The 14,362-nt window shown below is 60.7% G+C and carries 11 protein-coding genes; 3 read left to right on the plus strand and 8 right to left on the minus strand.

Annotated features, from left to right (window positions below):
- Window positions 1-3: 3 nt before the first annotated feature.
- The 5 genes from V7756_RS01115 to V7756_RS01135 all read right to left on the minus strand — a co-directional run bounded on the left by V7756_RS01115 (window position 4) and on the right by V7756_RS01135 (window position 5,778).
- On the minus strand, window positions 4-1,956 hold the full coding sequence (locus V7756_RS01115; protein ID WP_335608322.1) for an SLC13 family permease: 1,953 nt from the start codon (window positions 1,954-1,956) through the stop codon (window positions 4-6).
- A 58-nt stretch (window positions 1,957-2,014) separates the two neighbouring features.
- A complete protein-coding gene (gene dbpA / locus V7756_RS01120) occupies window positions 2,015-3,397 on the minus strand; it encodes an ATP-dependent RNA helicase DbpA (protein ID WP_335608323.1) in 1,383 nt (460 codons plus the stop codon).
- 66 nt (window positions 3,398-3,463) lie between these two features.
- Entirely contained in the window at window positions 3,464-3,628 is a 165-nt protein-coding gene (locus V7756_RS01125; protein WP_335608324.1) for a hypothetical protein, read from the minus strand.
- Between the two features lie 178 nt (window positions 3,629-3,806).
- The gene (locus tag V7756_RS01130; RefSeq protein ID WP_335608325.1) at window positions 3,807-4,760 is read right to left on the minus strand and encodes a GGDEF domain-containing protein; all 954 of its coding nucleotides are present in this window, start codon (window positions 4,758-4,760) and stop codon (window positions 3,807-3,809) included.
- Between the two features lie 16 nt (window positions 4,761-4,776).
- Window positions 4,777-5,778 (minus strand): response regulator, encoded by a 1,002-nt coding sequence (locus tag V7756_RS01135; RefSeq protein ID WP_335608326.1) that lies wholly within the window; start codon window positions 5,776-5,778, stop codon window positions 4,777-4,779.
- A gap of 248 nt (window positions 5,779-6,026) precedes the next feature.
- On the opposite strand from V7756_RS01135, the gene V7756_RS01140 reads away from it, so the two are divergent.
- Window positions 6,027-7,076 (plus strand): GGDEF domain-containing protein, encoded by a 1,050-nt coding sequence (locus V7756_RS01140; protein ID WP_335608327.1) that lies wholly within the window; start codon window positions 6,027-6,029, stop codon window positions 7,074-7,076.
- A 124-nt stretch (window positions 7,077-7,200) separates the two neighbouring features.
- Complete coding sequence (gene ald, locus V7756_RS01145; protein ID WP_335608328.1) at window positions 7,201-8,325, plus strand: alanine dehydrogenase; 1,125 nt, start codon at window positions 7,201-7,203, stop codon at window positions 8,323-8,325.
- Between the two features lie 10 nt (window positions 8,326-8,335).
- Here ald and V7756_RS01150 read toward each other — a convergent pair whose 3' ends face one another.
- Complete coding sequence (locus tag V7756_RS01150) at window positions 8,336-9,235, minus strand: acyltransferase (RefSeq protein ID WP_335608329.1); 900 nt, start codon at window positions 9,233-9,235, stop codon at window positions 8,336-8,338.
- A gap of 249 nt (window positions 9,236-9,484) precedes the next feature.
- Between V7756_RS01150 and lnt the strand changes: the two genes are divergently transcribed.
- Window positions 9,485-11,125, plus strand: a complete 1,641-nt coding sequence (gene lnt / locus V7756_RS01155; protein ID WP_335608330.1) for an apolipoprotein N-acyltransferase — start codon at window positions 9,485-9,487, stop codon at window positions 11,123-11,125.
- An 82-nt stretch (window positions 11,126-11,207) separates the two neighbouring features.
- Here lnt and V7756_RS01160 read toward each other — a convergent pair whose 3' ends face one another.
- Both V7756_RS01160 and V7756_RS01165 read right to left on the minus strand, forming a co-directional pair.
- Complete coding sequence (locus V7756_RS01160; RefSeq protein WP_335608331.1) at window positions 11,208-12,968, minus strand: amidohydrolase; 1,761 nt, start codon at window positions 12,966-12,968, stop codon at window positions 11,208-11,210.
- 167 nt (window positions 12,969-13,135) lie between these two features.
- On the minus strand, window positions 13,136-14,362 hold the full coding sequence (locus V7756_RS01165; RefSeq protein ID WP_335608332.1) for an NAD(P)/FAD-dependent oxidoreductase: 1,227 nt from the start codon (window positions 14,360-14,362) through the stop codon (window positions 13,136-13,138).

Here is a 14,362-nt window from a genome sequence, read left to right on the forward strand (position 1 = left end):
TACTTACAAGGGCCAAACCCAAAGCAGCATGGGAATACTCACCGCAACAACCAATAGCTCCAGTGGCAGCCCCATGCGCCAATAGTCGCCAAATCGCAGGCCCCCCGGGCCCAGGATCAGGGTGTTATTCTGGTGACCGATGGGCGTCAGGAAGGCACAGGAAGCGCCTATGGCAACGGCCATCAGGAAACTGTCCGGGTTGACTTGCAGTTGCCCGGCTATGCTCAGAGCTATAGGGCACATCACGGCGGCGGTAGCCGCGTTGTTCATGAAGTCCGACAGTGTCATGGTGACTATCAGTATCAGGATCAAGGCGATGATGGCGTTGCCCTGGGCAAAGTGATCAAGCAGGCTCTTGGCCAGCAGGTCGGCGGCGCCGGTGTCGCCCATGGCTGCGGCCAGCGGCATCAAGGCCGCGAGCAGGACAATGATGGGCCAGTCTACCGCCTCGTAGATGCGTCGCAGTGGAGTCACTCGGGTGAGCATGTACCCCAATACCCCGGCCATGAAAGCCACCGCCGCGGGCAGGATACCGAAGGCCGCCAGGGCGATAGCGCCCAGCATGATGCTGATGGCATAGAGTGCCTTGCGTCGATCGGGAATCAGAATGGAACGCGGAGCCAGGGGTACACAGCCATACTCACTGGCAAAACCGGAAATGGCCTCCGGAGTACCCTGCATCAGGAGCACATCGCCGGCCTCGATGTCAGTCCAGCGCAGGCGTCTGATGGATCTGTGCCCCCGTCGCGAGATGGCCAGCAGGTTGATGCCGAAACGGGTGCGTAGCTGGATATCGGAGGCGCTGCGGCCCAGAATGCTGGCGCTGGGCTGTACTGCCAGCTCCTGCACCGTGATCTCGTCGGACAGGCTGGGCTTGCTCTCTTTCGTCTTTTCTTTCTCAGGCGCTGCAGGGCTGCCGTTGCTTTCGGCATCAGCGGTTACCGGGGCGGGCTGCGCTTGGGCTGCTTCGGGGTTGCTGTCTGGTTGCTGCGCGGCGCTTTGCTCTGTGTTGGCGTCGGCGTCGGCGTCTTGCTCGGCTTCGGCTTCCTGTTTCTCCGCTTTGGGCGCAACCGCCTCTTCCAGTTTCAGGCCCAGGCGCATGAGCGAGGCGCCAAGCCCTTCGGGCTCGGCTTCGATTACCAGAATGTCGCCAGCGCGCAGTACCCGGCTTGGCTGGGGTGCGGTCACGCGAAAGTCGTTGCGCACCATGCCGACAATTTGCGCGTCATTGTCGTCGAGCAACTGCTCTACCTCTGCCAGGGTCTTGCCGTCCGCCTTGCTGTCGGCATCAATATGCACTTCGGTCAGGTAGGTGCCGGTATCAAAACTGCCGACATCCGGTTGGGCGCGGTTGGGCACCAGCCAGCGGCTGGTCAGCACCACGAACACGACCCCAGCCAGTGCCACGCCAAGCCCTACGGGGGTGAAATCGAACATGCCGAAGCTGCCCAGTTCCTGGCGCGCGCGAAACCCGGCGACAATCAGGTTGGGCGGCGTGCCGATGAGGGTGGTCATGCCGCCCAGGATGGTGCCGAATGCCAAAGGCATCAGCACCCTGGCCGGGGCCAGCCCCTCGCGCGCGGACAGCTGCAACGCCAGAGGCATCAATAGCGCCATGGCGCCCACGTTGTTCATGAAGGCGGAGAGGAAAGCGCCGAGCAAGGTCAGCACAGCCAGGCTGGCCAGGGCGCCGCCTTTCTTGGGTAGCGCGCGCTGAGCCAGGGCCTCAACCGCGCCGGTTGTCTGCAGGCCTTTGCTGAGTATCAGCACGGCCGCGACGGTAATCACCGCAGGATGGCCAAAGCCGACAAAGGCCTCGGCGGCTGGCGTCAGGCCACAGACCACGCAGGCCATGAGCGCGGCCAGCGCGACTACATCGTGACGCCAGCGACCCCAGAGAAAAAGACCAATGGTACAACCCAGAATCAACAGAATCAGTTGCTGACTGGCATCCATGAACAGCCCTCGTGGCCTAATGTGGTCAAGCTGGTATCACAACCTGTGGGGGGTGTGCTCAGTTCAGCAAGCGAACCTTGAAGCGGCGACCCTTGATCTTGCCTTCGCTCAACCGGTTCAACGCTTTCTGGGCCTGGTCGCGGCGAATGGCCACCAACGCCTGAAAGTCGCTGATACTGATTTTGCCGATGGCATCGCTGGTCAGGCCGGCTTCCCCGGTGAGGGCGCCGAGCAGGTCGCCGGGCCGCAGTTTATCCTTGCGGCCACCGGCTACAGCCAGGGTACGCATGGGTGCGATCAGCGGTTGATCCAGTTGCGCGGGCAGATTTTGAAGTTCTTGCCAGTCGAGCGGCTCATTGCTGAGTTCTTCGATCGCGCGCAGACGTTTGAGTTCACGAGGCGCCACCAAACTCAAGGCCAGGCCGGATTGCCCGGCCCGGCCGCTGCGGCCTATGCGGTGGGTGTGTGCGGCAGGATCGGCGGATAGCTCCACATTGATCACCGCTGCCACGCCTTCGATGTCGATACCGCGGGCGGCCACGTCGGTGGCGGTCAGTACGCTGCAGCTCTGGTTGGCGAACAGGGCCAGTACCTGGTCGCGGTCACGTTGCTCCATGTCGCCATGCAACGCCTGGGCACTGATGCGGTTGGCGTTGAGGTAGTCGGCCAGCTCCTGACATTGCTGGCGAGTGTGGCAGAAGGCAATACAGGGTTGCGGACGATTGGCCGCGAGCAGACGCAATACCGCCTCGAAGCGCTGCGCTTCGTCTATTTCATAGAAACGCTGGCTGATCGGATTGCTCGGGCTGGCATCGTCTATGGTCACCTGTTTGGGCTCACGCATGAAATCGCTGGCCAGCGTTTTGAGACCCGCAGGGTAGGTGGCGGAGAACAACAGGGTCTGGCGGCGAGTCGGGGTCTGGCTGATGATCTCGCGAATCGGCTCGACAAAGCCCATGTCCAGCATGCGATCGGCTTCATCCAGCACCAGACAGTTGAGTCGGTCGAGACTCAGGGTGCCGCGCGCCAGGTGATCCTGAATGCGTCCCGGCGTCCCGACGATGACATGGGCGCCCTGTTCCAGCGAGGCGGCCTGGGGGCCAAAGGGCGTGCCGCCGCAGAGCGTAATGATCTTGATATTGGGTAGTCCGCGAGCCAGGTTGCGCAGCGCCGTGGCGGTTTGCGTGGCCAGCTCGCGCGTGGGGCTGAGCACCAGGGCCTGACACCCGAAAAACTGCGGGTTCAGTGGTGCCAGCAAACCAATACCAAAGGCGGCGGTCTTGCCGCTGCCGGTGCGTGATTGCGCCACCAGATCGTCACCCTGCAATATCAGTGGCAGGGCTTCTGCCTGAATCGGCGTCATGCTGCTGTAGCCCATTTGCTGCAGGGTTTCGAGCATGGCCGAAGGCAGTTTTAGCGAGTTGAAAGCGGTCTGGGTCACGGCACTGGCCTGGGGCAGAGAAAGGCTTTGCAGTGTACCAGATAGAAGGGGTGCGCCAGCAGCGCTTCAGCGCCGAATGCGACTCTTGCGAAAGCCGCCGTGGGTAATGAATGAGCCGGTATCGCCAGTCACCCAGTAACGGGTGGCACGGTAGACTGCTTGAAGTTTGGTTGTGTGGTAGCTGCGAGTCTTGCTATACGCCCAGCGCCACCCGCGTTTGGGTTCGCTCATGTTCGGACTGCCTATGCTGTGTTGACCGAGTACGACTTGTTGCTGTCAAAAAAACGTTCATCAGGCAGATGGTGCTCTGTAATAGCGTATTCCTTGACGCATCTCGTCCTTGCCCGCGCATCATACCGCAGGTTGAGCGAATGTGAAACACCGCATGAGAATGCCTTGAAACCGGGACTTACTCGGCTACCGTTGTACGGTTTCGGCCGTTTTCCTTGGATTGATACAGCGCCTTGTCGGCACTCTCGATGAGCTGCTGATAGGCTTCCATACCTTCGCTCAGCCGGGCCACGCCCAGGCTGATGGTGAAGGTCAGGGGGTTGCCCTGATGATCAATCTGCTGACGCTCCACGCTCTGCCTGAGACGTTCGGCGAACTGCAGCGCCCCCTCCTGGGTAGTGTCAGGCATCAGCACAACAAACTCTTCGCCACCGTAGCGGCCGCAGAAGTCTGTTTCTCTCGCCAGTTGCTCAGTCAGTTGGGCAGTGAGACGAATCACCTCGTCGCCGGCCTGATGACCGTAGGTATCGTTTACCTTCTTGAAGTGGTCAATATCGAACATCACCAGACTGACGTCGTTGTCGTAGCGTTGATGACGGGCAAACTCGTGTTCCAGGCAACTTTCCCAGTAGCGGCGGTTGAGCAATCCCGTGAGACCGTCACGCAGGGCCAGTTCGCGTAACTTAGTATTGGCAGATTCCAGTTGCCGTTTGTTTACAGCCACGCCGGTGACATCATAAATAATCAGGCAAACGTGGTCGGTTTTGCCGGTGCTGCTGCGTAGCGGCAAGATGGTGACGTTCTGGTACATCTCATCGGCCAGTCCGGTTATCGGCTGGTAGCTTTTGAAACGAAACAGGTTGGGGCGCTGTTCCCAGATGGTGAAGGCGCGGGTGCCCAGCATCACCGAGGTTTCCACCTTGTGGGTGAACCAGGTCTGGTCGATTTCGGGAAACAGCTCGAACAGGGAGCGGGCGCTGGCCTGCGCCGAGCCCAGGCCGGAATGGTTCTCCATGAAGCTGTTCCAGACCTCGATGTTGTAATCGCGGTCCATCACCACCACCCCGACATCAATGCTTTGCACAATGTCGAGCAGCCAATGAAGTTCGTTGATGTCAAACTGAGCAGCCATGCACCTTGCCTTTAATTCAGTTGATCATGAAGTCGAGGGTTTCGCGCAGTCGGGGCACCGAGTCCTCGGTGAACAGCAGCAACAGGTCGAAATGAATCTCCATGTCTTCCAGACCATAACTGATTTCCACAGCCAGGGTGCGCTTCCAGCGGCGTTGATTGATACGAATCAGATCTTCGATCGGACAATGCTGGCCGAGTACCAGCGGATGTCCCTGCGACAGGGTAATGTTCAATTGCTCCGACAGGCCGTTGAGGCAGGCACCGATGATGATGGTGGCCAGATCCAGCAGCATTTCCAGTTGAGCGCTTTCGTCTTCCTGCGCATTCAGGAGTCGGGCGACGTCTTCGATTTCCGAATCATGGAAGATCAGTAGCGCCTCGCCGGCCACGCCGCCGCCAATGAAGCCCTGGCAGATGGCAGACAGGCGCTGGCCGCGCTGTGCGTCGGCCAGCGCCATGTGCAGCTCGCCGACTTCCAGAATATTGACGTTGGGTATCGGCAACTTGATGAAGGTACCCAATACCCGACCCAGTAGCTCGGCGGCGCGCCCCATGGCGACGTTGGATACTTCGCGGAAGGCATCGCGAAAGGAGACGGTTGGCAGCGGTAGTTCAAGGTCGGTGGTGGCAGGGGCAGCGGCCAGAGGAACGTCCACGCCCAGGGAGTTGAGTGCTTCAGCCAGTTGTATGGGATCGGCCGGTTTCTTGATGAAGGCACGGGCGCCCAGCGCCTTGGCACGACGTACTGCTTCTTCCTGAACGTCACCGGAGACTACAATGACTTCCGCAGCAAGTGCCTGTTCGCGTAGGGCGGCGAGTACGCCAAAACCATCCAGCTCAGGCATGGTCAAGTCGAGCAACACAATCTGGCCGGCGCCGGCGCGTATTGCCTCGAGGCCCTCAACGCCATTGGTCGCCTGAGTAATACGGAACGGCCAATTTGCCGGCAATGCTCGAATAAGCTGCTTGCGAGCCATATTGGAGTCGTCACATACCAGCAGGGGAATCGCGGTCACTTCGAGATCCTTGACGCCATTGTCTGTTATTCACTGCCAAAATCTGTTAGTTAAGGCAGATGGCCATTATCAGGGCTATTTTTGCAAGCATGACAACATATTGACCTCTTGAGAAGAGGTTGCATCAAAATGCCAGTTTTTTTCGGCCACTTCGTCTATCTGTTCACAGCGAAAAGACTGGTTTTCATTATGACGCCTCGGTCGCCGGGGGCACAGACTCAAGCTCCGCATTTTCAAGAGGAACGCTATTGGTCGAGCAACTGGAACACAATCAGAGTCATCGTCGCTCCGTGCTGCGCGCGCTGTTGTGGCTGACGCTGCTGTTTGGCGTCATCTTTGCGACGCTGAACATCTATCGCGGGCTCTACCTGCTGGCTTCGCTGGAGATCGTTTACGCCGTCTTCGCCCTGAGTCTGTTGCCGATCATCCCCAAAACGCATCACCTTGCGGCCTGGACAGTCGCGTATCTGGTGCCTTTCTTCAGCATCATGGTATTTGCCCTGCTGTTACCCAATACCTCCTTTACCGTATTTGCCTGGATCCAGATCATTCCCATCGTCTCTTATCTCTTGCTAGGGCAGCGGGGTGGATTCTGGATGTCGCTGACCTTTGTAACTGCAGCGGTGGTGGCTTTCACTGTGCGCTACATGACTGACGAACACGCAATGAATCTGCTGGTCGTTGCCAATCTGGCCTTCAGCAGCCTGGCGGTGCTGTTGTTTTCCCACATCTACGAGCGCAGCCGTACCCGCAATGAGGCGCGGCTGATCGAACTGGCCGGTACCGACAGCCTGACCGGCATCGCCAATCGGATGCGTCTTGCCAAGGAATTTCCCCGCCTGCGCAGCCAGGCAGAGCGCAGTGGTATGGCCTTGTCTCTGGTGGTGCTGGATCTGGATATGTTCAAACGGGTTAACGATGAATACGGCCATGATATTGGCGACCTTGCGCTGCAGCATGCTGCCCAGTTGCTATCGAGCCGTTTGCGCGGCTCCGATCTCGCCTGTCGCCTGGGCGGAGAGGAGTTTGCCCTGCTGCTGCTTGGCGCCGAACACCAGCAGGCTGCCATGCTGGCGGACCAGCTGCGTCAGCAACTGGTAGCCACGCCACTGCATCTGGATGACGCCATACTGACTATCAGCTTCAGCGGTGGCGTGGCAACGCTGGGGGAGGATGGTGCGGACCTGAGTGGCCTGTTGAAGGTGGCCGACAAGCGAATGTATGCGGCCAAGCATGGCGGCCGCAATCGTATCGTCGCGGCGCCCGATCAGCCCGTGCAGCCAGCTGGAAACCCATAGTCGCGCCCCCGGCTGCTGCAACAAGGCTAGCGAAGGGACGCGCGCGCAGGCATTTTTTCGCCGCTGCCCGCTCGCCGCCAACTACACTGATGATTCAAGTTTTCATCAGTTGGGAGGCAGTGCCATGCAGATCGGCGTTCCAAAAGAGACCAAGAATCACGAATATCGGGTTGGTCTGACCCCGCAGTCTGTGCGCGAGCTGGTGCGCCAGGGGCATCAGGTCTTTGTCGAACACGATGCGGGCACCGCCATCGGTTATGGCGATGCGCTTTACCGTCAGGCCGGTGCAGACCTGCTTACCGTCGAGGAAGTTTTCGCCCAGGCCGATCTGTTGATCAAGGTGAAAGAACCGCAGGCCGAGGAGCGCGCCCGGCTGCGCCCAGGACAGATACTCTTTACGTATCTACATCTGGCGCCAGATCCAGAGCAGACCCGCGACCTGCTGGCCAGTGGCGCCATCTGCATTGCCTATGAGACCGTGACCGATGCGCAGGGACGCCTGCCGTTATTGGCTCCGATGTCCGAAGTGGCTGGCCGCATGGCCATCCAGGCTGGCGCCGGCTGCCTGGAAAAGGCCCGCGGCGGACGTGGCGTACTGCTTGGCGGGGTGCCGGGAGTTCCGCGCGGCAAGGTGGTCATTCTGGGCGGCGGTGTGGTCGGCAGCAATGCGCTGGCAATGGCGGTGGGACTGGGCGCCGACGTCACTGTGCTGGACAAGAATCCCGATGCGCTCAGACGCCTGGACGCACAGTACGGCAACCGCATCAACACGCTCTACTCCACAGGTGCGACGCTGGAAGAGCAACTGCTCGGAGCCGACCTGGTGGTAGGCGCAGTGCTGGTGCCCGGAGCGGCGGCTCCCAAGCTGATCAGCGCAGATATGGTCAAGCGCATGCAACCCGGCGCCGTGTTGGTGGATGTCGCCATTGACCAGGGTGGGTGTGCCGAAACATCCAGCCCCACCACCCATGCCGAGCCTACCTATATCGTCGACGACGTGGTGCATTACTGCGTGGCAAATATGCCTGGGGGGGTGGCACGCACCTCGACTCAGGCCCTCAACAACGCGACCTTGCCTTTTGTGCTGGCGCTGGCCAACAAGGGAGCCAAACGGGCGTTGAGTGAGGATAAGCATTTGGCCCAGGGGCTGAATGTCTGCGGCGGGACCCTGTGCAATGAGGAAGTGGCCGAAGCGCTCTCGCTGCCCGCGCGTCCCCTGCAGGAGGTCATAGAAGAGCTGCCTGACTAATGTCGTGCCCTCAGCCTCGAGCGGCCAGCTCGGCGCGCAGCTCGGCAATGCGCTGATCCTTTTCCAGCCATAACTGGCTGACCCACTGCTGAAAGCGGGCGCGGTATTCCGCGTCCAGGCTGTAGTCTCCGGCTATCAGGTCAGGCGGCAGCGCGCGGCCGCGAATGTCGACGGTGATGCTCGACACCTGACCACTGACCAACTGCCAGAAGCCCGGTGGCCGTGCCTCGGGATAGACAATAGTGACATCCAGCACCGAGCGCATCTGGGCGCCGAGTGCGGCAACCACGAAGGCAATGCCGCCGGCCTTGGGCTTGAGCAGATAGCGGTAGGGCGATTGCTGGTGCTGGTGCTTGGCAAGTGTGAAGCGGGTGCCCTCCAAGTAATTCACCACCGTCACCGGTAGTTGCTGGAACTTCTCGCAGGCGCGCCGGGTAATTTCCAGATCCTTGCCCTGATCCTGCGGGTGCTTGGCCAGATGCGCCTTGCTGTAGCGTTTCATGAAGGGGTAGTCGAGCGCCCAGAACGCCAGCCCGAGAAAGGGCACCCAGATCAGGGCGCGCTTGAGGAAAAACTTGAAGTAGGGCGTCTTGCGATTGAAGGCGTTGACCAGCGCCGGTATGTCGACCCAGGACTGATGATTGCTGATCACCAGATACGAATGGTCGGTAGCCAGCGGCGTATCACAACGCACATCCCAGCGCGTTGGTAGCAGCAGATGAAAGATGCTCTTGTTAATCTCGGCCCAGGTTTCTGCGATCCACATCACGCCTCGGGAACACAGGCGTCGCAAGCCAGTGTGAGGTATGGCTACCTTGAGCAGCCCGAGAATCAGCATGGGGCCGATGCCGATCAGGGTGTTGAGCAGGATCAGCAGGCAGGTCAGCAAACCTGTCAACCAATGGGGCATAGGCTTGGGTCCAGGGTGTGTAAAAGCCCAAGGATAACGGGTTTTGTCGACGGCGTGCCAGCCCGGTATAGGAGGCAAGTTCACCCTAACAGGCGATGTTGCCCGGGCTGCGGCACTTCTATTGTCGTGGGGTATTTTTGCCGGGCGCCGTTGAGCTCAACCGAGCTGCGGCGCCGCCCGTTTTGGCTGCCTAAGCTCCGCTGAGCCGGGCCGCGTTTGAATCACAACAGCATAACAACAAGAGGTTTCATGGCGCAGTTTGATGCTGACCCCGCCGCCCACGGCGTCACCCTGAACGGGCCATCGCTGGTGCAGGCCGAGCCGGTGCGCGCGCTCACCTGGGCTGCCCGGCTGGCGCTGGCTGCGGTCAGCGGTGTGATGATGTTTGCCCCCTGGGTCAATCCCGTACTGTTCTGGACCGGTTGGCTGGCCGGGGTGCCCTTGCTTTATGCCCTGCGCGGCACGGGTCTGCCTGCGGCCTTCGCGCTGGGCTGGTTGACCGGGGTGCTGTGCTTTGCCGGGGCCAGCCATTGGATGATCGACTTCATGATTCATCTCAAGGGCTTGTCGTGGTGGGTCAGCGCTGGGCTGGCGACGTTGTTCTGGCTTTATACCGGGCTGGCGGTCGGCTTTGCCTGTCTGTTATACCGCTGGCTGGCGCAGCGCCTGCCGAACTGGGACCTGCTCACCTTTCCGCTGGTCATCAGCGCGGTAATGGCAATATTCCCGCAGCTCTTCGTGACCGATTTTGCCGAAGGTCAGGCGCGTTTTCTGCTTGCCCTGCAAGGCGTTGATCTGCTGGGAGCGCAGGGCTTGAACATCATGATGCTGGGCTTCAGCGTGCTGATGTTTCAACTGCTGCAGGCGCACCAGAGCAGCAGCCGCGCCGCCGGGTTGGGCATGTTGGCCGGCACACTGGTGCTGCTGCTGTGGTTTGCCTATGGCCTTTACGCACTCTCATACTGGGACGCCCAGGTGCGCACCTGGGAGACCATGCGCATTGGTCTGGTGCAGCCCAATGACCCACCGCGCCGCCGCATTCCGCCACCGCGCGAGGGCTTTACCCGCGAAGCGCCGGAAGAAATGGTCGCCAGCCGACGCCTGGCCAAGGCCGGTGCGCAATGGGTGGCGTGGCCAGAGGCGCGCTACAAGGGCTATTACGACAGGTTTACGGTCCGTAGCAGCTATGCCAGGGAGGTCAGACACTGGGGTGTGCCGCTGTTTTTCCACGATGTCGAGACTCGCTGGGAAAATGCCGAGCAAGTGAGCTACAACACCGTGGCCTGGCTGGATGGCAGCGGCGAACTGGCCGGGCAGTATCGCAAGGTCAAGCGCATGCCCTTTGGTGAATATCTGCCGGCGTTCTTTCAGCTACCCGGAATCACCCAGGTGACGCGCATGTTCATGGGCGATTATCTGCGGCAGGTGGGTGCGGGCACCGAGCACATGGAGTTCTTGGCGGGAGATATGCGGGTACTCCCAAAGGTCTGTTACGAAACCGCCTTCCCGCAATTTGTGGCGGAGTCTGTCGGCAGCGATGCGGCGGGCAAGCTGTTGTTGTTTCTCTCTCAGGACAACTGGTTTGGCGAGACCTCGCAGCCGTTTCAGCACCGCGACATGTCCATCATCCGGGGCGTGGAAAATCGCGTGCCGATGATTCACCTGATCAACAATGGCCCCTCCGTGGCCACGGTACCCAGCGGCCGGGTGGTGGCCAGTACACCAGCGTTCTCGCGTGCTGAGCGTCTGGTCGATATGCCATTCTCCGCCAGTGCTGGGGGCAGTTTTTACAGCCGCCATGCGCTCGCTATTCAACGCTGCCAATATGCCGCGCTGGCGCTGCTGCTGTTCTGGGGGCTGCTGGCCCGGCGCAGTGCGCCGCCGGTGTGAGTGGAGCCGGGCCAAAAAAGGCCGGCGTCGGGGAGTGGCCCCGCCGACCCGGCCATGGCCGCCAACCTCAGGTGGCGGTAGTCTACTGACTCGCTGGCTGCTGGGCTTCGGCTTGGTAAACCGTTGTGCCGCCCTTGATGGTTTCCAGCACCTTCACACCCAGTAGCTGTTCGCGCTGCAGGGTCACCGGGTTATGCGACAGCACCACCAGATCGGCCACCTTGCCCTTCTCGATCGAACCCTTGCTGTTCTCTTCAAAGTGCTGGTAGGCAGGCCAGATAGTCATCGCTTTCAAGGCCGTGAGCGCGTCCAGGCGCTCCTCCGGGCCCAGGATCAGGTTGCTGCGCGTCACGCGATTGGTCGCGCTCTGCAGAATGCGCATGGAGTTGGGAAAGGTCACCGGCGCATCGGAGTGAATGCTGAACTTCATACCCGAGCGATAGACCGCTCCAGTCGGTGAGATGAACCGCGCCCGCTCCGGGCCTGCGACCGAATCGCGGTGCCAGTCCCCCCAATAGAAAGTATGCATGGGGTATAGCGAAGGAAAGATGCCGAGCGTGGCCAGTTGCGGAATCTGATCGGCGCGCAGGTATTGGCCGTGAATCAATACCGTGCGGCGGTCGCTGATCTCGGGGATTTCGCGCTGCACCGCATCGGTGAGACGAATCAACTGATCGATGGCGGCATCGCCGTTGGCATGCACCATGACCTGCCAGCCGTTGGTATAGGCCAGTTCCATCAGCCTGCGGGCCTGGGCATCGTCGGCGAACAGCGGGTGCCCACTGTAGCCTTCGCTTTCATGTTCGGGCGGCTGAAAATACGGGTGGGTGAACCAGGCGGTCTTGCCCTGCGGCGAGCCGTCAAAGGTCAGCTTCACGCCGCCAATGCGGAAATGATCGGTGTAGTTGCGCGACATCAGCGGGCCGTCGAGCATGGGGTCCTGCAGGTTGGCTACCAGGTCGGGGTAGGCCACCACATCGGCCTTGAAGTAGCCCGCCTTGGCAGCCTGTGCCAGCCCCTGCAAGGTCTGTGGTGAGGTACGGCCATCCTGGATGGTTGTGAAGCCGTTGGCCAGATAGATTTGCTGGGCCTGCATCAGCATATCCAGGCTTTGCTGCGGTGTGAACTTGGGTAGCAGCTTGATCAGCGCGGCGATATGCGCATTTTCTGCCATTAAACCGTTGGGTGTTACGCCATCCTCTTCGCGGTAAATGGTGCCGCCTTCGGGATTCGGCGTGCTGGCGTTGATGCCCAGCACTTCCAGCGCCTTGCTGTTGTAGACCCCTAGATGACCGGACTGGTGAATGGTCATGATAGGGATGCTGGTGGAAACAGCGTCCAGCTCGGCACGGGTCGGGTGGCGCTGTTCCAGCAGCTGCGAATCGTCATAGTTGAAGCCGATCAATACGCCGTAATCCTGCGCGCGAGTGCTGCTCGCCAGATATTGCCGCAGCGCTTGCTGGATGGCGGCTATCGAATTGCCTGGTCCATCCGGCGCCGGCAGCAGGTTGGCCGAGACCGCCTGCACACCAACAAAGGATAGATGGCTGTGGGCATCGACAAAGCCGGGGATCAGGGTGCGGCCGTTGAGGTTGCGCAACTGGCTGTCGGGGCCACGAAAATCCGCTTCCAGCATAGTGCGCGTCCCCACGCCGACAATGATGCCATCGTCGACCGCCACGGCCTCCACGTCCGGGTAGGTATCGTCCATGGTCAGGATGGGCCCGCCGTAAAAAATCGTGTCAGCGGGGTTGTCGACGGCGGCGAAGGCGCCAGTGGACAGGCCGAGTGTGCTGATCAGGGTTGCCAGAGGAAGGCGGGCGAGGCGGGGAATGACGGTCATGCGTGCTCCTTGTCAAAGCATCAAATCCGATTAACCGGGCGCGCTCGGCAGGGCGCCGCCGGCTGGGAACAGGGTTTGCCTCAGTGTAGACAAGACTGGCCAGGGCGGCGCAAAAAAGCGCAGCGCACGAGCATGTTTCTGGGGAGCTAGGGGTGCGCTTGCGCCTACTATGCAAAAAGCCCGGCGGTATGCCCCGAGGACCAGGCCCACTGGAAATTGAAGCCGCCCAGATGGCCGGTCACATCCAGCACCTCACCTATAAAGAACAGGCCCGGCTGTTGTTTGGCTTCCATGGTTTTGGAACTGATATCATCGGTATCCACGCCGCCCAGGGTAACTTCAGCGGTGCGGTAGCCTTCGGTGGCCGAAGGTTTGAGACGCCAGGCGTTGAGTCGTTGGCCAAGCTCGGTGAGTCGGCGGTCACTGAATTCGGCCAGCGCCGTGTCCTCTTCCTGTGCCCACCACAACTGCTGCAATTCGCCCACCAGGCCCTTGGCCAAGTGCTGCCCCAGGCAGGTTTTCAAGCGGCTGCGTGGTTGTGTCTGTTTGGCCTGTAGCAGCCAGTCCAGCGCATTGATACCGGGCAGCAGGTCTATGCAAATCTCGTCGCCCGGGGCCCAGTAATTGGATATCTGCAGAATCGCCGGACCGCTGATGCCGCGATGGGTGAACAGCATGGCCTCGCTGAAGGATTGGCCGTTGCAGCTGACCTCGATATCCAGTGCCAGACCGGAAAGGCGCTCGCAGAGCGGCTTCATGGCGTCGCTGAACATGAAGGGCACCAGGCCGGCCTGCCGTGGCACCAGGCGCAAGCCGAACTGCTCGGCCAGCTCGTAACCCATGCCGGAACCGCCCAGGGTAGGTACCGAGAGGGCACCGGTGGCCACTACCACCGAGTTGCAGCCAAGCCGCTGCGCACGCCCGTTATGCAGCAGCTCCATGCGGTAGCGTAGATTGCTGTCGGCTTCGGTCACCGCCTGCAAACGCTGCAGCTCGCATTGAGTGCGTATCTCGACGCCTGCACTTATGCATTCATCTTCCAGCATGGCGACTATCTGCTTGGCCGAGTCCTTGCAGAACAACTGACTGTGCTTGCGCTCTTCATAGGCTATGCCGTGCTGCTCCACCAGGGCGATGAATTGCCACTGGTTGTAGCGCTTGAGCGCCGATTTGCAGAAGTGCGGATTGCGCGAGAGAAAGTTGCCTGGCTCGACCAGCTGGTTGGTGAAGTTGCAGCGTCCGCCACCGGACATGAGAATCTTCTTGCCGATCTTGTTGGCACGCTCCAGCACCAGCACGCGTCGGCCGCGCTGGGCGGCGGTAAAGGCGCAGAACAACCCCGAGGCGCCTGCGCCCAGCACTATCACATCAAAATCGGTGGTGGCGTCGGACAC

This window comes from Halopseudomonas sp., assembly GCF_036961105.1.
GTDB lineage: Bacteria > Pseudomonadota > Gammaproteobacteria > Pseudomonadales > Pseudomonadaceae > Halopseudomonas.

Coding starts and splice junctions, on each gene's coding strand:
- V7756_RS01150 (WP_335608329.1), bottom strand. CDS start 9,235: ATGCCCCATTGGTTGACAGGTTTGCTGACCTGCCTGCTGATCCTGCTC.
- lnt (WP_335608330.1), top strand. CDS start 9,485: ATGGCGCAGTTTGATGCTGACCCCGCCGCCCACGGCGTCACCCTGAAC.
- ald (WP_335608328.1), top strand. CDS start 7,201: ATGCAGATCGGCGTTCCAAAAGAGACCAAGAATCACGAATATCGGGTT.
- V7756_RS01125 (WP_335608324.1), bottom strand. CDS start 3,628: ATGAGCGAACCCAAACGCGGGTGGCGCTGGGCGTATAGCAAGACTCGC.
- V7756_RS01130 (WP_335608325.1), bottom strand. CDS start 4,760: ATGGCTGCTCAGTTTGACATCAACGAACTTCATTGGCTGCTCGACATT.
- V7756_RS01115 (WP_335608322.1), bottom strand. CDS start 1,956: ATGGATGCCAGTCAGCAACTGATTCTGTTGATTCTGGGTTGTACCATT.
- V7756_RS01160 (WP_335608331.1), bottom strand. CDS start 12,968: ATGACCGTCATTCCCCGCCTCGCCCGCCTTCCTCTGGCAACCCTGATC.